Consider the following 16983-nt stretch of genomic DNA (forward strand, 5'->3'; position numbering starts at 1 on the left):
CTCGGTCGCTCAACTTGGCTTGCGCCACACGGAGATGTGCTTGCTGGAGTCGTCCGTGAACGGCGAGCCGTCCCAGTCGGCCACGCGCCGTTCCAGCTCCAGGCCGGCGATCCGGGCCATCAGGTCGAGCTCGGCCGGCCAGGCGTAGCGGTGGCGGGAGGCTTCGCGGCGGTAGTGGCCGTCGGCGCCGTCGCGGGTGAGGTGGTGCGAGACGAGGATCTGCTCGACCAGGTCGAAGGTGTCGAAGCCCAGGTGCCGGTCGGACACGTTGAACGGCACCGCGACCTGGCCGGGCGGCAGGAATCGCAGCGGCGGCACGCTCAGTTCGATGACGAACCGGCCGCCGGGGCTCAGATGCCGTGCGGCGTTGCGGAAGCACTCGACCTGCTCGTCCTGCGTGAGCAGGTTCGACACGGTGTTGTAGACGAGGTAGACGAGGGAGAACGCGCCGGGGACGACGGTGGTGGCCATGTCCCCGAGGGTGACCGGCAGCGTGTCCTCGTCCACCTTGCACCGCAGCACCGCCGCCATGTGCGGGGACAGTTCGATCCCGGCCACCGGCACGCCGCGTTTCCGGAGCGGTACGCCCACGCGTCCGGTGCCGATGGCGAACTCCAGGGCCCGGCCGTCGCCGGCGAGTTCGGCGAGGAAGTCGAGTGTCGGGCCGAGGACGGCGGCCGAGGACATCTCGGTCTCCTCGGCGTCGTAGCGCTCGGCGGTCGCGCGGGTCCACAGCTCACTGCTCGTCATGCGGACCACTCTGCCCGTCGGCCGGGGGCGCTGTCGAAGCGTTTACGGTCCCCTCCCCCGGTCCTCGTACCGTCGCCGCTCAGCCGGACGCGGCGGCTGCCAGGAGCACGTCGACGAGCCGGTCCGCCGCGTCCGGCCTGCCGTGTTCCCGGGACCGCCGTGCCATGTCCGCGCGCCTCGCCGGATCGGTCAGGAGGGGGCCGACCGCGTCCTTCAGGCGGTCCGCGCTCACGTCGCCGAGGAGCGCGACGGCGGCGCCGGTCTCCTCCAGGTGGCGGGCGTTGTGGGCCTGTTCGCCGCCCGCCGAGGTGGGGAGCGGGAGGAACACGGCCGGCTTGCCGAGAGCGGTGAGTTCGGCGAGCGTGCCCGCGCCGGAGCGGGAGACGACGAGATCGGCGAGCGCCAGGACGTCGGGGAGCTCCGGGCCGACGAATCCGGTCAGGTGGTACCGCGCTGCCGCCGTGGCGGGCAGGGCGGCGGTGTCGGCACGCAGGGCGTCGACGTGGTCGGGGCCGCACTGGTGGATGACGTTCGCCCGCTCCAGGAGCCAGCCGAGCGCGTCGCGTACGACGTCGTTGATCTGCCGGGCCCCTTGCGCGCCGCCCGTGACGTACACGGTCGGCAGTCGGCGGTCGAAACCGTGCAGACCGAGTGCGTCGACCGCCTTGCCGGCGTGTCCGGCGAGCACCTGCGGGCGTACGGGGTTATCGGTGACGACCGCGAGGCGGCGGACGTTCTCCGGGAGCAGCGGCACGGAGGACTCCGACGACACGGCGATCCGCGACGCGGAGCCGGCCAGGCGACGGTTGGCGAGGCCGAGGCGTACCGTCTGTTCGTGCAGGACGAGCGGCCGTCGGCACATCCGGGCCGCCAGACCGGCGGGGACGGCGACGTACCCGCCGGTGGCGAGGACCACGTCCGGGCGGAAACCGGCGACGAGCTTACGGGCCTGCGCCACGCCCAGCGGAACGCGTGCCATGTCCTTCACGTTCTCCGCCGAGAGCATCTTCAGCGGATGGGCCGCACGGCGGATCTTGCCGGTCGCGACGGCGGCGAACCGGATGCCTTCGGCGGGCGCGACGCGCGCCTCCAGACCGTTGGCGCTGCCGATCCACAGCACGTCCAGCGCTCTTCCCTCGGCCGCCAGGCGGTCCCGGAGCGCGTGGACCGCGGTCAGGGCGGGGTAGGTGTGGCCTCCCGTTCCTCCTCCGGTGACGACAAGGCGGAAGGAATCGGCGGGTGCGGTGTTCACCCCCGGGACCCTACTGGCTCGCGATCCCTTCGTTAGGACTTGTCCGGCCGATCATGTGACTACTTCGTGCCCGAGTCGTTTTTGTGGGCATGGGGCGGGGTGATCTGAGTGATGCCGAGTGGGAACGGCTTCGGCCGTTCCTGCCGGTCAGCAACGGGCGTTGTGGCAGGTGGCGCGATCACCGGCAGGTGATCGATGGGATTCTGCACCGGGTGCGGACCGGAGTGCAGTGGCGTGATCTGCCCGAACGGTTCGGACCGTGGGAGACCGTTTACGAACGCCACCGCCTGTGGTCGGCCGACGGCACCTGGGAACGTCTGCTCCAGCAGGTTCAGGCCGCGGCCGACGCTGCCGTCGAGATCGACTGGGACATCGCGGTCGACTCCACGATCGTCCGCGCGCATCAGCATGCGGCCGGTGCCCGCACCGACCCGCCGCCGGCCCCCGCCACAAAAGGGGCGGCATCGGCAGAACACCAGGACGAGACACCGTGGCAGAGCCTCGTCGCCCGCCTGGTGGAGGTGGTGCTGGAGGCGAGGGCCTGGGCCGCTCGCGCGGCGGGTTCACCAGCAAGCTCCACCTGAGCGCGGACGGCCGCTGCCGCCCGTTGTCCCTGGTCGTCACTCCTGGCCAACGAGCGGACTGCACCCAGTTCCAGCCGGTGCTGGAGAAGATCCGTGTTCCCAGACCTGGCCCAGGCCGACCGCGCAAGAAGCCGGACAGTGTCGCGGCCGACAAGGCATACAGCAACCGCCCGTGCCGGGAGTACCTGCGGCATCGGAGCATCCGTCACCCGATTCCCGAAAAGACTGACAGCCAGGCGGCCCGAATTCGCAAGGGCTCACGCGGAGGACGGCCCCCGGGCTTCGATGAAGAGCGGTACAAGAAGCGCAACACCGTCGAACGGGCGATCAACCGACTGAAGCAGTCCCGTGCGGTGGCCACTCGTTACGACAAGCGCGGCTACGTCTTCCTCGGCACCGCCACCGCCGCAGCCGTAGTCATCTGGCTTCGGAGCTGATGGCCGGACCGCTCAGCCACGGCCCTGGGCAGGCCGCTGATGCCCGCACGGCACCACGTCACCGTTCTTGTCGCGGACCTCGGCGTCATGTCCCGCGTTCACCCACACCGTGATGCCTTGATCATGCACCACAACGTTGAACGGCGACTGCTCCGGCTCCGCCTCGGTCACCACCGTGAACTCCTCCCCCGGACGCATCCAGTGGTCAGTTCCCCATGGCTCGACCCACAGGCAGACCATGCTGCTGGTCTCGTTGCTCACGCTCGTCTTGGACACGCTCGAACCCTAACCAGCAACATGATCGGCCGGACAAGTCCTAGAACCCTCTGAGGAGTAGCACCACGAGGACGATCAGAAGCAGAACGAGGCCGATGCAACCGTTCTGTACAGCGGAGTCTTCTCTACTGACGGGCCGGGGATGTCCCCGCTTGGTGAACCGCATTACACCGCCCTCCAGGCATAGGGTCTTAGCTCAGGGATCCCCCATACAACAGGCATGTAATCGGGACGGGACCCGAGGATCGCTCCGGCTTTTCACTTCTTGGGCCCCGAGAGGGTATCCCGAGGCCCAAGGTAGCGCAATCTGCGGTGGTTACGTGCAACGGTTGCGCAGGACGCACTGTCGCGGTGCGCCGGCAGCACGCGCCGTCAGGCAATGATCCTCACGCAGGGGTACCCCTCGATGGTGTGGATCCACGCGCAGACGCCGTCACCGTCCTTCAGGTGGGTCGAGGGGTGGACGAGACCGTTCCAGCCGGGGCTGATCTTGCCCAGTCCCCATCGCCTCACCTCGTTGACGTTGATGTACCCGTACGCCTCACGGTGTCCGAGGTTGGACGCTCCTACCGCCTCGACGTAGGTCCCCTTCCCTCTGACGATGACGCACACATCCTTGTTGCAGCCCTTGGCGGTGAAGGGCTCTATCCTCTCCTCCAGGCGGAGCGTGAGGACGGTCACGGGCTGGGGCTCACTTTCGGCGGCTGCGGCCGTACCGCTGCCCGCAAGAGGGAGCAGCAACGCGGCAGCGACCATGGCAAAGCTCTTTGTGATCTTCATGTCGGTAATTCTTTATCGGGTACTCGATTAACCTCTAGGTGGTATTGGTCAAGAAACGGCCGAGAGTATTGCGTTCAATAGAAGTGGAGGCTCCTCTTCGGAATGTGATGCTCCCCTTCTGTTTTTCTCCTTGCTTCAGCGGGGCGTGCGTGGCGCCTGAGAGTTTTCCCGTAAATGATCTCCGAGTCGCTTCAGGTATGGCTGCCCGCAGTGAAGCCCGTTGCCCTATCCGTCAAGGGTGATGTTGTGCATCCGCGTGATGCCGGGCATGGCGTGGTGGGCGCCGTCGAGCCAGCGGCGTGCCGCCACGCTCAGCGGCAGGTCGTTCGGATCGCCCATGTCGTCCATGGAGCCGTCCGTCAGCCCCTCCGCCCAGTGGCGGAGGACATGCGAACGGTGCGGCGCCTTCAGCACCGAGGTGCTGATCGCGTGCTCCCACGTCGTGGCGAAGCACAGCACGTTCCCGTCGAGCGACAGCATGCTGAACTCGGGCCGGTAGGGGGCGCTGCCGAGCAGCCCGTCAGCGCCCTTGCCCATGATGTCCCACTCGCTCTGCAGCTCGACGCAGTGCCATCGCGAGAGGCGGTCCCGGCCGGGGCTGAGGGCGATCAGGAACCTGCGGTCGGTCTCGGAGAAGAGTCCTCCTTCGACCGCCAGCCGGTACCAGTCGGCGTTCCCCTCCTCCTGGAGGAGCGGATCGAGGAAGTCCCTCTAGACCTCGACGCGCCCGTCCTCGAACGGGACGCTCGGCGCCTGTCCGATGACGGTGGGCGGAACGAGCCCGTCGGGCGCGGTCCACTCCTCCACGATGCGCAGCCCCGCCGCGGTGAGAGATTTCATAAACCCCATCATGTCTCCGCTGATCAGCACGCGGGGCAGGGCGGTGCTTGGGTTCGCGCCTGGGCCGTTGCCGCCCGTTGCGGCAGACGCGGCTATGCGTTCCTCGGTACCACCATCGCAGCGATTGGGGTCATCCCACTCCGGACATGATCGGCCGGACAGCTCCTAGGCGGCCTCGTACTCGTGGGCGCGGCCGCCGCGCCACTCCACCCAGCGGGGGTCGTCGAGCAGGGTCTCGGCGTCGTCGAGGCCGGCTCGCCGCAGGAATTCGACGACGTCGCGGTCGCTGTGCGCGAGGCCGAGGATCCCGCCCTGCCGGACGGTGACCCGTCTACCGCCGCTGGGCGAGGGCGGGTGCACGACGATCGGGGCTGAGCTCGTCATGCCTCCAGGGTGCTCCTGTTCGGGCGGCGCTGCCGAGCCCCGGCGCCGTGCTGCGCCCGGTCGTCACGCGCTGTGACCGGTCATGGCGTCAGTCGGCGTCGAGCTGGTGGTCGGCCCAGACGTACGTCTCGGGCAGCAGCTCGGTGACGGGGACGGACCTGAGGCTGTCGGCGGCGCCGACGATGACGTGCACGGCCGGGAAGTAGTCCAGCAGGACCTGGCGACACCGGCCGCACGGCGGCACCACCCCGCGGTCGCGGTCGCCCACCGCGACGATCGTCCTCAGGTCGTACGCGCCCTGGGCGGCGGCGGCGCCGATGACGACCAGTTCGGCGCAGGGGCCGCCGGTGAAGTGGTAGGCGTTCACGGCGGTGACGATCCGGCCGTCCTCGGCGCGGGCGGCGGCGGCCATGGTGTGGTTGTCGCCGCGGCAGCGCGTCCGGGCGACCTGTGCGGCGGCCTGGACGAGCTCGTGGTCGACGGGGGGGTCCTGCGTGCTCACGTGTGCTCCGTTCGTTTCGGGGTCACGTGACCTTGTCGCGGGCGGCTCCGGAGCGCAAGCGGAATTCTGTGCGCGTCCGGCCCGCCGGTCCCCGGTCCCTGGGGGCCGGAGCCTCAGATTGCCGTTCAACCTCGTGGACGGTTCGCGCTTACCGTGAGCGCGTGAACGACATCAACACCGAAACCCTTGGGTGGGACCTCATCGGCTGGGACAGCGACGAGCAGGCCGCACATGTTACTGGCCTCAACCGAGTTGAGATCCTGAAGATCAGGGACCTGTTCCCCGCTCGGGACGACGACTTCCTTGAGACCGCGGTCTACGAGGTGCCGCCCGCGCTGTACTCGGCAATGCGCAGTGCCATCCCGCACCTGGAGTTCCGTGAAGGGCTGGATTACCAGATCGGTGGGTTCCTGCTGTCCGTCTGAGCTTGCCGACCCGCCGGTGCGTCGGGGCTTCGTGCCGACGTTGTGGTGTGCGGGTGGGTGTGGGACTCGCCAGTGGCAAGGACGCGTCCGACGTCGTAACGGGGAGCCGGTCACCGGTTCTTCGAGCCGGGAGGGGGCCGGGGTCGGGTCGGCTGGGTTGCGGGGCACGGGCTGGCGTGTCCGTCTTCGCGTGCAGGTGCCTGAACCCGCGGCGGACGCGGGCGGGAGCGAGTCTGTTCGGTTCCGCCGGCCGCTCCCAGGGCCGGCGCAGGTCCTACGCGAGCGGGCGGCCGGGCGGGCGGGCGGAGTTCGGCGTGGACGGCCAGGACGAGCCAGGTCCAGCGGTCGGCCGCGCCGGAGTCCCGGAGCTTGGGCCGGGTCCATCCGAGGGCCTGCTGGAGCAGGCGGAATGTGCGCTCCACGTCGAAGCGGCGGAGAAGCGCCCTGCCAGCACCGGTCATCGTCGTCCGTGCGCAGCGCCCGTGCCCGACCACCACAGCCAGACGGGCTTGTTCACCCCGCCGCTGGGCAGTCTCTCGACCTCCGACCGGATGGCCATGCCCTCGATGATCGGCAGCGGGCCCAAGTGGTCTCTCCACGCCGCCCTGCGGGTCAGCCGGGGATGGAGCCGGTCCCACGCCTGCGCGGTCGCCGTCCCGTACCGTCCGGTGTCGGTGACGGTGACGGTGACGGTCACCACGGTGACCTCACCCCAGGTCTCGGCCCGGCCGAAGACGCACCCACCGCCGTGCTTGGGCGGGCGTCCGCACTGCAGCGGGCAGATCCACGGCACCGGGACCGGCATGCGCATGACCCGGTCGTGCTCAACCGGCCCAGCACTTCGACCGGCAGATCACTCGGGAGGTGAGCGATGCGGGGGGACGTCGCAGCCGGCATCGAGCACGCCGTCCATGCGGTGCGGCCGGTCTCCAGTGCGGCGACGAACGAGTAGGACCAGCCGGGCACCACCTGGTGTTTGCCCAAGCCGCGGCCGAAGGTGTGGCAGAAGGAGCGGTCCGAGCAGGTGTCGGCATCCGGCCGAAGCCGCGGGGACACGTCCACGGCCAGCGCCAGGCGGCCGTCGCTCGCCCGGGGCAAGGGCACGCCCGCCAGCGCGCGACGAAGCCGGGCGACGTCGATCCGGCGCCGGTTGAACCGGGAGTACAAGGCCCTGTGCCCGCGTCGGTGTTCCGGCGCGAGCGCCCGGTCCACAAGGGTCCGGACCGGTCCGTCGGTGCACGGCAGCGCGTCACCCGAGTCGAAGAGGGCATCCGCCCGCGACGACAGGCACGCGTACAGTCCGGTCCGGAACCCCGACAACGTCGACACCGCGTCTCGTTGGACGCTGTGCTCGGCCAGTCCCATGGGTCGCCCAGTTCGACGCGGGTGCTCGTCCGTCAGGTCCGACGGACATCCGCCCCCAGAACCACTCTCAGACGGTTGGACGGCAGATCTCAAACGCGCCCCCAGGCGAGGTCGCGCCGGCGGCCCACCCCGCTGGCGTACAGGTAGAGCGCCGGGAGCGAGGCCGCCGCGCAGACGGTCCAGAGGGCGGTGTGGGCGCCCACGGCCGTGGCGAGGACGCCGGCGGTGAGGGCGCCGAGCGGCAGCGCGCCCCAGGAGACGAAGCGGACCGTGGCCATCACGCGGGACAGCAGTTCCGGGGGCGACTGGGTCTGCCGGTAGGTGCGGGTGGTGATGGAGCCGATGACGGTGCCGAAGGCGAAGCCGGCGTTGCCGAGGGCGAACCAGTACGCGTCCCCCGCCGAGGTCGTGAGCGGGGCGAGCAGGAGCAGCGCGGCGCCGGCCAGGTCGGCCACGACGATGCCGCGCGCGGTGCCGAGGCGGGTGGTCACGCGGACCGCGACGGCCGCGCCGGCGAGGGCGCCGACGCCGTCCATGGCGAGGACGAGGCCGAGCTGTACGGAGTCGAGGCCGGCTTCGCGGACGAGGTAGAGCGGGGTGAGGGCGACGAGGGCCGCGTTGAGGAAGTTGGCGGCGGTGGCCCAGATCATGCAGGGCCGCATGACCGGGTGCCGGGTGACGTACCGCCAGCCCTCGCGCATCAGCCGCAGCGCGCTCTCGCCGGTACGGGGGCCGGGGCGGCTCTCGGGGAGCGTGCGCAGGAGCACGGCGGAGGCCAGATAGCTGGCGGCGTCCACGACGAGCGCGCCGACCGGGCCGGTGGCACTGACGAGGACGCCGCCGAGGGAGGGTCCGCCGGTGTCGGTGACGGCGTGGGTGCCGGACATGACGCTGTTGCGGGCGGCGAGCTGGCGGGCGGGGACGACGGCGGGCAGGAAGGTCGAGTTGCCGATGTCGAAGAGCACCGTCGCCGCGCCGGTGACGAGCGCGGCGCAGAGCAGGTGCGGGTACGTGAGCGCGTCGAGCCACCAGGCGAGCGGCAGCGACCCGAGCGCCGCGAAGCGTACGAGGTCGAGCGCGACCTGCAGGCGGCGCAGCGGTACGCGCTGGGCGACGACGCCCGCCGGGAGGCTCAGGAGCAGCCAGGAGACCTGGCCGGCGGCGGCGAGGAGGGCGACTTCGAAGGCGGTGGCGTGAAGCACGGTGAGGGCGACGAGCGGCAGGGCGAGGGCGGTGACGGCGGTGCCCGCGCTGCTGACGGTGGCGGCGGCCCAGTAGCGCCAGAAGACGCCTGGCGGGGCGGCCTCCGGTGCGTCTTCGCGCCGGTCGTCCTCGGGTATCGCTCTCGTTCCGTTCGCCATGTGGCGCCCACCCCCTGGGTTCGTTCAAGCCATGAGCTTGTCGGTCTCTTTTCGGAACTCAGTCGTTCCAGGTGGGTTTCTATCGGGAACTGACCTCATGGCGCAAGATGGTGCCCATGAGCGGCCGCGAGGTGCGCGGCGCGTGGTGCGCGCGGTGCGTGGTGCGCGGTGCAGCGGAGAGGCGGAAAGGTGGACACGCCGTGGTGAGGTCGGTGCCCGAGCGGGACTCCGCCTGCGCGATCGCGCAAGCGGCGGCGGTGGTCGGCGACTGGTGGAGCCTGCTCCTGATCCGGGAGACCGCGCGCGGGCACCACCGCTTCGACGCGCTCCAGGAGGAGCTCGGCATCTCGCGGAAGGTGCTCACCGAACGCCTGGCGCACCTGGTGGAGACCGAGGTCCTGGAGAAGGTCCCCTATCAGGACAGGCCGGTGCGGTACGAGTACCGGCTGACGGAGAGCGGGCGGGGACTGCTGCCCGTGCTGCTGTCGATGCAGGACTGGGCGGACCGGTGGATCTTTGGCGACGGCTCGCTGAGCGGCACCGCCGACGAGGCGAGCGCGGAGGCCCGGCGCGTCGCGGCCCTGGCCGGCGAACGGCTGCCGCGCCTGGAGCTGCCCCGGCACCTCGACGGGGCGCCCGTGGATCCGGTGGCCCCGGCGGCGGACAGGACCGCCACCGTCCTGTTCTGCTACCCGGCGACCGGGCGGCCGAGCCCCCTGCCCGACGACTGGTCGGGCATCCCCGGCACCGTCGGCTGCACCCTGGAGAACCGGCTCTTCCGGGACGCGTACGAGGACTTCCGCGCGGCGAACGCGGAGGTGTACGGCGTCAGCACCCAACGCCCCGACGAACAGAGGGTGTTCGCGGTCGAGGAGGGCCTCCCCTTCACGCTCCTCTCGGACGTGGACCTCCGCCTCGCCGCCGCCCTGCGCCTGCCCACCTTCCGCGCGGGACAACTGCTGCGGCTGAAGCGCGCCGTCCTCGTCGTGGACCGCGACCGCGTCGTCCGGCACGCGCGCTTCCCGGTCACGGACATCCCGGGAGCGGTGAGCGAAGCGCTCGCGGAGGTACGGCGCCTGGACACTTAAGAGACGGCGCTTTTCGCGCTGGGCGCCTGAGGGGCGGCGGCGTACGGCCCGGGGTACCGGTGGCGCCGACCCGCACCACCCACACCGCCGGCGCGCCGGAGGGCGCGGCGCACCACGCCGGGGCTCGGCCGATGTCACGTAGAGTGCCGTCGCCGGGGTGTCGGGGGGCGGGCGGTCGTCGAGGAGCGCCTGCCGTGCCCCGCGCTTCATGGCCGAGCGACCGACAGGCCGAGAGGCTGAGAGGCTGAGAGGCTGAGAGAGAGGACCCTGGCATGACCGGCGACCGCCTCATGCGCATCCACAGCCCGGAGTTCCAGGCCATGGCCGAGCGGGTCCTGCGGGTCACCGAGCTCACGTCCCGGCTGAACGTCCTGCCGTTCGACGACGAGGCCGGAAAGGCGGACCTGTTCGCGCAGATCCTCGGCAAGCCGCTGCCACCGCGGGTGACGATCTACCCGCCCTTCTACACGGACCACGGCCTGAACCTCGACCTCGCCGAGCGCGTGTTCATCAACCAGAACTGCACGTTCCTCGACTACGCCGGGATCCGGATCGCGCAGCGGGTGATGATCGGTCCGAAGGTCACGTTCATCACCAGCGGCCATCCGGTCGACCCCGAGGAGCGGCGGCATTACCTCACCGGCGCGCCCATCGATGTGGCGGAGAACGTGTGGATCGGGGCCGGCGCCACGATCCTGCCCGGCGTCACCATCGGCCGTGACGCCGTGATCGCCGCGGGCGCGGTCGTCGCCGACGACGTCCCGCCGGCCAGCCTGGTCACGGGCGGCAAGGCCACCGTGCGCCGGACGTGGTGAGTGTCGCCGCGACCCGGGTGACCTGAGCCCTCAAGGGCCGGCCGTCCATGTGCGTCACCTTCCTGTACGCGGCCGACCCCTCGGCCTCACGCGAGCGGCCCGGGGCCCGGGGGGACACCCCCCGTACCAGAAAGGTGGCCGGCCCCATCGCTGTCCGTACCAGGGCGGCGTGAAGATCATTCCAGCGGCTCGGGGAGCCGTCACCCATGGGACGAGGAGTGATCAGCATGCAGGAGTACGGGAGGCCGATCGGCCGGCGGGGACTGCTCACGGCCGGGGCGGCGGCCCTCGCCGTCACCGCTGCCACCGCCCCGGTGGCCTTCGCGTCCCCGCCGCCCTTCCGGCCCCTCGTGCCCGGTGCCTCCCGCGCCGACGCGACGGCGCCCGCCGGGGTCGTCCGCGCGCTGCGGCGGGTCGCGCACCCGCTGCGGTCCACGGAGCCGGGCGGCGCCACGGCCGACCTGCGGGCGCTGGGCACCATGGTCGGAGGGGCGAGCGTGGTGGGGCTCGGCGAAGCCACGCACGGCTCGCACGAGTTCTTCGCCATGAAGCACCGCGTCTTCCCACTCCTCGTCGAGAACCACGGCTTCACCACCTTCACGCTCGAGATGAGCTGGGCGGCCGGGCTCACCATCGACGCGTACCTCCAGGGCGGCTCCGGCGATCCCCGGCGGATCGCCCGGGAGACGCTGGCCGGATCCCCGTGGGAGCGCGCGGAGTTCGCGCGCCTGATCGGCTGGATGCGCGAGCACAACCGGCGCCACCCCGGCCACCGGGTCCACTTCATGGGCGACGACCTGGGGGCACCGAAACTCGGCGACCCGATCTTCGAGCGCGTCCTGTCGTCCGTCGCCGCGGTCCGGCCCGGCGCGCTGCCCCGGCTGACGGAGCTCTACGCGAAGCTGCGCCCCTTCGACGACGTCTTCGCCCACCTGCGCAAGCCGCTCCGGGAACGCCAGGAGGACGCCGCGCGCGCCCAGGAGGCCCTCGACCTGGTCGCCGGGCACGAGCGGGCAGGCGACGAGGCGTACGCGTGGACCGTGCAGCACGCCCGGAACATCGCGCAGACCTTCGCCTTCGCCACCGTCGACCTCTCCGACCCCGCGTCGGTCACCGCCGCCGAACGCCTGCGCGACCAGGCCATGGCCGACAACGTGCTGTGGTGGCGGCACCGGACCGGCGACAGGATGCTGCTGTCCGCGCACAACGGTCACGTCGGCTACCTGTCCACCCATCCCGACATGTACCCGCGCACCCAGGGCGCCGTGCTGCGCGACCGCCTCGGCAGCGCCTACACGGCGATCGGCTTCACCTTCGCCGGCGGCACCTTCCTGACCAAGGACACGTCCCTGGACGGCGCCTGGAAACCGGTCACCGTCCCGGCGGCGCGCCCCGGCATGCACGAGCACACCCTGGACCGGGTCGGCCACCGGAACTTCTACGTCGACCTGCGGACGGCCCCCGCCGAGGTCCGGTCCTGGCTCGACCGGCCGCGCCCGGTCTACGACGCCGGATCCACGTTCACCCCCGACCCGCTGCCCCGCCTCGCCGTCGGCCGGGCGTACGACGTCCTCGTCCACCTCCACCGGGTCCGGGCGGCCGAACCGCTCTGAACCGCGTCCCATAACCGGCGATCCGTGACCCGCGAGCCCGGAGACGCAGGGGACCGACCTGGACGCCACGGCGCCACGACGCCACGACGCTGAAAAGGGTGGATATGGGCGGTGTACGTGGCAGCCTGTCCGTCGTCATCACCCGTACCGCCTTCGAAGGGGAGAGCAGCACCATGACCGCACTCCACCAGGAACACGCCTCCCACGCCCACGGCCACGGTCCCGGCTGCGGCCACACCGAGGTGCGGCACGGCGACCACGTCGACTACGCGCACGACGGCCATCTGCACCGCGGCCACGCCGGCCACTGGGACGAGTGCGAGCCCGCCGGACACGTCTCGCACGAGGGCCACGACCACCAGCACGGGCAGGACTGCGGGCACGAGAGCGTCGCGCACGGCGACCACGTCGACTACCTCCACGACGGTCACCGGCACGCCGCGCACAACGGTCACTGGGACGACCACTGACGGACGCCGGCCCCGGCCCTCTGGGTAGCCAGGGCCGGGGTTCGCGTACGTCAACAAGTGGGGCGGTACGGAAGGCCGTTCACGAAGGCCTGCCATTCCCGCCGGTCGAGGCCGCCGCCCGCGCGCCGGCAGATGTCGGCCGCCGCGGCGGTCGGGGTGACGTCGATCGCCTGGACCGAGGTGCGCGCGCCGGCCACGTACAGCGTCGATCCGTCGGAGGAGAAGGCGAGGTCGTGGACGCGGTCGTCGGCGTTGGGGAGCGGGGAACCGAGAGGCAGGCGGGAGTCGAGGTCCCAGAGCTGGACGACGCCGTCGAGGTAGGCGACCGCCAGGGTGCGGCCGTCCGGGGAGAAGGCGAGAGCCTTCACGTGCATCGGACCCGTGTCGGCGCGGGTGAGCACACCGAGACTCCGTTCGAGTCCGCCGTCCCAGAGGCTGACGCGCCCCGCTCCTTCGCCGACGGCGAGAAGGCGGCTGTCGGCGCTGAACTCCATCGCCGCGATGTCCCTGCCAGGACTCCGTGCCTCGGGCACCCTGGTCAGGTCCGGCAGCCTGACGGTCTCCCCCGCGAAGGTGACGAGGAGCCTGCCGTCCGGGCGGACGGTGTAGGCGCGCCCCTGGAGGCCGGACACCTTGCCGGTCGCACGGCCGCGCGCGGGGTCCCACAGCTCGATCCCCGACGGGCGGCCCCACATCGCCACGCGCCCGTCCGGCACGAGGGCGATGTCCGTCCAGCGGTGCGGCGGCTGCGTGGGCAGGGCGACCGGCCGCCGGCGCTGGAGGTCCCAGAGGCCGACGCGCAGGTCGTTGCCCAGACCCGCGGTGGAGTAGGCGAGTTCCCGGCCGTCGGGACGGAACGCGAGGACGGCCTCGCAGGGGGGCTCGTCCGGTATGTCCGGCACTCCGGGGATCGGTCGGGAGCGGCACGGCAGCCCCGGCAGGGCGGCGATCGGCCTGCCGGTCGTCCCGTCGGCGATGCCGAAGCGGGCGTTCTCTTTCCCCTTCCCTTCCCCGTTCCCTTCCCCGTCCGGCGGGTCCGCGGTGGCGAGCACGCGCCCGTCCGGACTGAACCGGGCGTTCATCGTGGCGACCGGCCGGCGGGGGGCCCGTACGGCACGGCTGACGTCCAGCGTGTGCACGGCGGGCTCCGCTCCCCGCTCCGGCCCGGCGAGGAACCGCAACCGGCCGGTCGCGGGGTCCGCCCGGGGCTCGGCGGGGAACGCGCCGTTGGCCGGGTGGATCACGACCGGCCATCCAGGGACGTCGAGCCGCCAGAGCAGCACGTCGGTCGAGGTGTGCGCGGCGACGTACCGGTCGTCCGTGCTGTGACCGAGCCGCACCTCGCCCTGATACGACAGCGGCGGCAGCTCCGTCCCCGCGGCGAGGTCGCGCAGCCGTACGCTCCCTTCCTGCGCGTGAGCGAGCACACGACCGCCGGCCACGAACTGGTACCTCTCCTCGAAGCACGCCCGGTCGGAGGTCCAGCCGACGGCCGGCCTCGATCTCTTCCGCCGGGCGATGTCCCAGAGTTCGAGGGGTCGTCCGGGGACGCAGCCGGCCGTCCGGCCGTCCGGGCTGACGGTCACGTCCGGGCTGTCGCGGGCGAGCGGTCGCCGCTCCCTCCCTTGTCGCCGCGACGTCGCATCGGTCACCTCGGTGCCTGTCGGATCCGCGTCCGCGTCCCTCGGAGCCCGCAGCTCCAGCAGCGACCGGCCCGTCGTCGCGTCCCACACGGTGACCTCGTACGCGGTGGGCGTGTGGTCGTACGCGATCACCTGCCGGCCGCTCGGGCTCATCTCGGCGCCGGCCGCCGCCGGCCCGAGCAGGAGATCCGGCCGGCGGCCGGACAGGTCGCGGACGGCCACCCGTCCGCCGGTCTCGCCCCCGACGCCTGGACGGGCGTCCGGGAAGTACGTGACGAGGTCCCCGTCGCCTCGTTTGAGTCCGACCCGGTCCACGTCGTCCCCGAGCCCGGGATGGGTACGGAGGACCGCGCCGGTCGCGACGACGCGGATGGTCACGCGGTCACGGCCGACGCTGGTGAGGGTGCGGCCGTCGGAACTGAGGGAGCGGACCGTGCCGGGGTCGCCGTCGGGGTCCGTGAAGACGTCCAGTTCCTGCTGGGCCATGCCGCTCAGCACCGCCGACCGGGTCTCCGGCAGGTCGGCCAGGCGCCAGGCCGCCAGGCCGAGGCGCATGGCGGCGCGCGGGTCGGAGAGCCGCAGGCTGCCCGCGACGCCGGCCAGGCGGCGGGCCTCGGCCTCGACACGCCGCCGCTCGCCGACCTGGTTCTGCTGCCAGGCGATCAGGCCGGCCGTCAGGGCGAGGACCACGACGGCGCAGAGGACGGCGACAAGGGAACGGCGCCGGCGCCGTTCGCGGCCGTGCGCGGTCATGCTCGCGGTGAGGAACTCCCTTTCCAGGGGAGCCAGATCCTCCGGTCCGCCTCCGCCTCCGTCGCTGTCGCTGCCGCTGTCGCTGTCGCTGTCGCTCAGGAAGTGTTCCGCCGCCGTGGAGAGGCGCACGCCCCGGTACAGCGCGCCGGCGTCCCGGTCGAGGGCCAGCCACGCGTCGGCGGCCTCGGTGAGGCGGCGCTGGGTGTGCAGGCGCTCGCGGTCCTCGTCGATCCAGCCGCGCAGCCGGGGCCACGCGGTGAGCAGCGCTTCGTGCGCGAGGTCGACGGTGGCGTCGGCGAGGGTGATCAGACGGGCGCGGGCCAGCTGCTCCAGGACGAGCGCGGTGTCCGGGTCGTCCGTCTCGAACTCGGCGCGGTCGGCGGGGCGTCGGGTGTCCTGGGTGCCCCGGCCCGGCGCGACCAGCCGCAGCAGCACCCGGCGCGCGGTGGCGGCCTGGGCCGGGGTGAGCCCGGAGTGGAAGTCCTCGGCCGTACGGGCGAGCGCGCCGTGCAGGCCGCCCGCCGCCTCGTACGCGTCCTCGGTGAGCGTACGGCCGTGCCGGCGGCGCCAGGTCTCCCGTAACGCGTGCGACAGCAGGGGCAGGCCGCCCGGTTCGCCGGCGAGGTCGCGGACGACACGGGCGGTGAGCGAGCGCTCGACGACCAGGCCTCGGGCGGCCGCGGGCCGCACGACCACCTCGCGCAGCTCGTCGGGGCTCATCGGGGTGACCAGCTGGGTGGTGTCCCGGATGGCTTCCGCGAGGGGGCCGTGGGCGGCGCAGTGCCCGAAGAAGTCGGCGCGTACGGCGATCACGAGGCGGGCGCCGCGCTCGGAGCCGGGGCCTGACTCGGCCCCCAGCCCCGGCCCGGGCTCGGACTCGGGCTGGGCGGTGACGGCGGCGAGGAGGCGGTCGATGAAGCGGGTGCGCTCGGCGGCGTCGGTGCAGAGCGTGAACAGTTCCTCGAACTGATCGACCATCAAGACAGAGCCGGAAACGACTTGTTCGGCATCGAGGAGGTGCGCGTGGGTGCGGGCCGGGTGGGGGCCCGGGGTGAGGATGTGGATCCGTGGGGGGCGGTGGGGGCCCGGTTCCTCGCGCAGGGCGGGAATCAGTCCGGCCCTCAGGAGGGAGGACTTGCCGGTGCCGGACGGTCCCACCAGGGCGATGACCCGCCGTTCGCGGACCAGTGCGGCGAGGCGGGCGAGGAGGCGGGTGCGTCCGAAGAAGAGTTCGCGGTCCTCGGGTTCGAACCGGGCCAGGCCGAGGTAAGGCGCCCCGGCGGGGTCGTCGGTCGCCGCCGCCCGCTCGGTGGCGTCGCGGCTGACCTGCCGCCAGCGTTCGGTCCATTCGTCCGGGTCGCCGCCGCACGCGCCGACGTAGGCGCGTACCACCGGCCGCGTCGCCAGCCGGTCGCCGGAGGCGGCCTGGGCGAGGGCGGCGGCCGAGTAGTGCGCGCGGGCCGCCATCGCCCGGTAGGTGAGGCCGCCCGCTTTCTGCCGGAGCAGGCGTAACTCGTACGCGAACTGCTCGACGGGCCCGTCCGCCGGATCCAGCGGCCGTTCTCGACGTCCCACTCCGACCCCCCGTAGCCGTGGCCGTACCCGACACCCGTGCCGCTTCGGCGCCGGTGTCCCGGGCCCCCGT

Annotated in this window: 15 protein-coding genes and 2 pseudogenes; 6 read left to right on the forward strand and 11 right to left on the reverse strand. The window is 72.2% G+C overall.

Annotated elements, in window-relative coordinates; translation table 11 throughout:
• Positions 1 to 9 precede the first annotated feature (9 nt).
• On the reverse strand, positions 10 to 750 hold the full coding sequence (locus ACFVQZ_RS00085) for a class I SAM-dependent methyltransferase (protein ID WP_030497698.1): 741 nt from the start codon (positions 748 to 750) through the stop codon (positions 10 to 12).
• A gap of 79 nt (positions 751 to 829) precedes the next feature.
• Positions 830 to 2002 (reverse strand): glycosyltransferase, encoded by a 1173-nt coding sequence (locus tag ACFVQZ_RS00090; protein ID WP_383618445.1) that lies wholly within the window; start codon positions 2000 to 2002, stop codon positions 830 to 832.
• Positions 2003 to 2091: 89 nt separating this feature from the next.
• Between ACFVQZ_RS00090 and ACFVQZ_RS00095 the strand changes: the two are divergent.
• Positions 2092 to 3023 (forward strand): annotated as a pseudogene (locus ACFVQZ_RS00095) (IS5 family transposase).
• Positions 3024 to 3035: 12 nt separating this feature from the next.
• Here the strand turns inward: ACFVQZ_RS00095 and ACFVQZ_RS00100 are convergent.
• From ACFVQZ_RS00100 to ACFVQZ_RS00125, 6 genes are all read right to left on the reverse strand, one after another.
• The gene (locus ACFVQZ_RS00100) at positions 3036 to 3299 is read right to left on the reverse strand and encodes a hypothetical protein (RefSeq protein WP_030497695.1); all 264 of its coding nucleotides are present in this window, start codon (positions 3297 to 3299) and stop codon (positions 3036 to 3038) included.
• A gap of 372 nt (positions 3300 to 3671) precedes the next feature.
• Positions 3672 to 4079: a hypothetical protein gene (locus ACFVQZ_RS00105; protein WP_383618446.1), complete on the reverse strand. Its 408-nt coding sequence runs from the start codon at positions 4077 to 4079 to the stop codon at positions 3672 to 3674.
• A 225-nt stretch (positions 4080 to 4304) separates the two neighbouring features.
• Complete coding sequence (locus ACFVQZ_RS00110) at positions 4305 to 4616, reverse strand: hypothetical protein (protein WP_383618447.1); 312 nt, start codon at positions 4614 to 4616, stop codon at positions 4305 to 4307.
• A 174-nt stretch (positions 4617 to 4790) separates the two neighbouring features.
• The gene (locus tag ACFVQZ_RS00115; protein WP_383618448.1) at positions 4791 to 4919 is read right to left on the reverse strand and encodes a hypothetical protein; all 129 of its coding nucleotides are present in this window, start codon (positions 4917 to 4919) and stop codon (positions 4791 to 4793) included.
• 165 nt (positions 4920 to 5084) lie between these two features.
• Positions 5085 to 5303, reverse strand: a complete 219-nt coding sequence (locus ACFVQZ_RS00120) for a hypothetical protein (RefSeq protein ID WP_030495487.1) — start codon at positions 5301 to 5303, stop codon at positions 5085 to 5087.
• 88 nt (positions 5304 to 5391) lie between these two features.
• On the reverse strand, positions 5392 to 5805 hold the full coding sequence (locus ACFVQZ_RS00125; protein WP_030495486.1) for a cytidine deaminase: 414 nt from the start codon (positions 5803 to 5805) through the stop codon (positions 5392 to 5394).
• 161 nt (positions 5806 to 5966) lie between these two features.
• Here ACFVQZ_RS00125 and ACFVQZ_RS00130 point away from each other — a divergent pair, with 161 nt between their 5' ends.
• A complete protein-coding gene (locus ACFVQZ_RS00130) occupies positions 5967 to 6230 on the forward strand; it encodes a hypothetical protein (protein ID WP_383618449.1) in 264 nt (87 codons plus the stop codon).
• Positions 6231 to 6343: 113 nt separating this feature from the next.
• Here the strand turns inward: ACFVQZ_RS00130 and ACFVQZ_RS00135 are convergent.
• Positions 6344 to 7595, reverse strand: a pseudogene (locus tag ACFVQZ_RS00135) (transposase); the annotation flags it as partial.
• Positions 7596 to 7684: 89 nt separating this feature from the next.
• Positions 7685 to 8956, reverse strand: coding sequence for an MFS transporter (locus tag ACFVQZ_RS00140; protein WP_383618450.1), 1272 nt, complete (start codon positions 8954 to 8956; stop codon positions 7685 to 7687).
• Between the two features lie 200 nt (positions 8957 to 9156).
• On the opposite strand from ACFVQZ_RS00140, the gene ACFVQZ_RS00145 reads away from it, so the two are divergent.
• The 4 genes from ACFVQZ_RS00145 (at position 9157) to ACFVQZ_RS00160 (ending at position 12942) form a co-directional block, all read left to right on the forward strand.
• Entirely contained in the window at positions 9157 to 10044 is an 888-nt protein-coding gene (locus ACFVQZ_RS00145; protein ID WP_383618451.1) for a winged helix-turn-helix transcriptional regulator, read from the forward strand.
• 272 nt (positions 10045 to 10316) lie between these two features.
• Positions 10317 to 10859: a DapH/DapD/GlmU-related protein gene (locus ACFVQZ_RS00150; protein WP_030495483.1), complete on the forward strand. Its 543-nt coding sequence runs from the start codon at positions 10317 to 10319 to the stop codon at positions 10857 to 10859.
• A 206-nt stretch (positions 10860 to 11065) separates the two neighbouring features.
• A complete protein-coding gene (locus tag ACFVQZ_RS00155; RefSeq protein WP_321192869.1) occupies positions 11066 to 12472 on the forward strand; it encodes an erythromycin esterase family protein in 1407 nt (468 codons plus the stop codon).
• A gap of 173 nt (positions 12473 to 12645) precedes the next feature.
• Entirely contained in the window at positions 12646 to 12942 is a 297-nt protein-coding gene (locus tag ACFVQZ_RS00160) for a hypothetical protein (RefSeq protein ID WP_383619504.1), read from the forward strand.
• A 50-nt stretch (positions 12943 to 12992) separates the two neighbouring features.
• Here the strand turns inward: ACFVQZ_RS00160 and ACFVQZ_RS00165 are convergent, their stop codons facing one another.
• Positions 12993 to 16913, reverse strand: a complete 3921-nt coding sequence (locus ACFVQZ_RS00165; RefSeq protein ID WP_383618452.1) for a hypothetical protein — start codon at positions 16911 to 16913, stop codon at positions 12993 to 12995.
• Positions 16914 to 16983 lie beyond the last annotated feature (70 nt).

The sequence above is a fragment of the Streptomyces sp. NPDC057854 genome (genome assembly GCF_042797055.1).
Lineage (GTDB): Bacteria > Actinomycetota > Actinomycetes > Streptomycetales > Streptomycetaceae > Streptomyces.

What these genes read in the sequence shown, in the direction of transcription:
- ACFVQZ_RS00115 (WP_383618448.1), bottom strand. Translation starts at nt 4,919, where the DNA reads ATGAAATCTCTCACCGCGGCGGGGCTGCGCATCGTGGAGGAGTGGACC.
- ACFVQZ_RS00155 (WP_321192869.1), top strand. Translation starts at nt 11,066, where the DNA reads ATGGGACGAGGAGTGATCAGCATGCAGGAGTACGGGAGGCCGATCGGC.
- ACFVQZ_RS00160 (WP_383619504.1), top strand. Translation starts at nt 12,646, where the DNA reads ATGACCGCACTCCACCAGGAACACGCCTCCCACGCCCACGGCCACGGT.
- ACFVQZ_RS00140 (WP_383618450.1), bottom strand. Translation starts at nt 8,956, where the DNA reads ATGGCGAACGGAACGAGAGCGATACCCGAGGACGACCGGCGCGAAGAC.
- ACFVQZ_RS00105 (WP_383618446.1), bottom strand. Translation starts at nt 4,079, where the DNA reads ATGAAGATCACAAAGAGCTTTGCCATGGTCGCTGCCGCGTTGCTGCTC.
- ACFVQZ_RS00120 (WP_030495487.1), bottom strand. Translation starts at nt 5,303, where the DNA reads ATGACGAGCTCAGCCCCGATCGTCGTGCACCCGCCCTCGCCCAGCGGC.
- ACFVQZ_RS00150 (WP_030495483.1), top strand. Translation starts at nt 10,317, where the DNA reads ATGACCGGCGACCGCCTCATGCGCATCCACAGCCCGGAGTTCCAGGCC.
- ACFVQZ_RS00110 (WP_383618447.1), bottom strand. Translation starts at nt 4,616, where the DNA reads ATGGGCAAGGGCGCTGACGGGCTGCTCGGCAGCGCCCCCTACCGGCCC.
- ACFVQZ_RS00085 (WP_030497698.1), bottom strand. Translation starts at nt 750, where the DNA reads ATGACGAGCAGTGAGCTGTGGACCCGCGCGACCGCCGAGCGCTACGAC.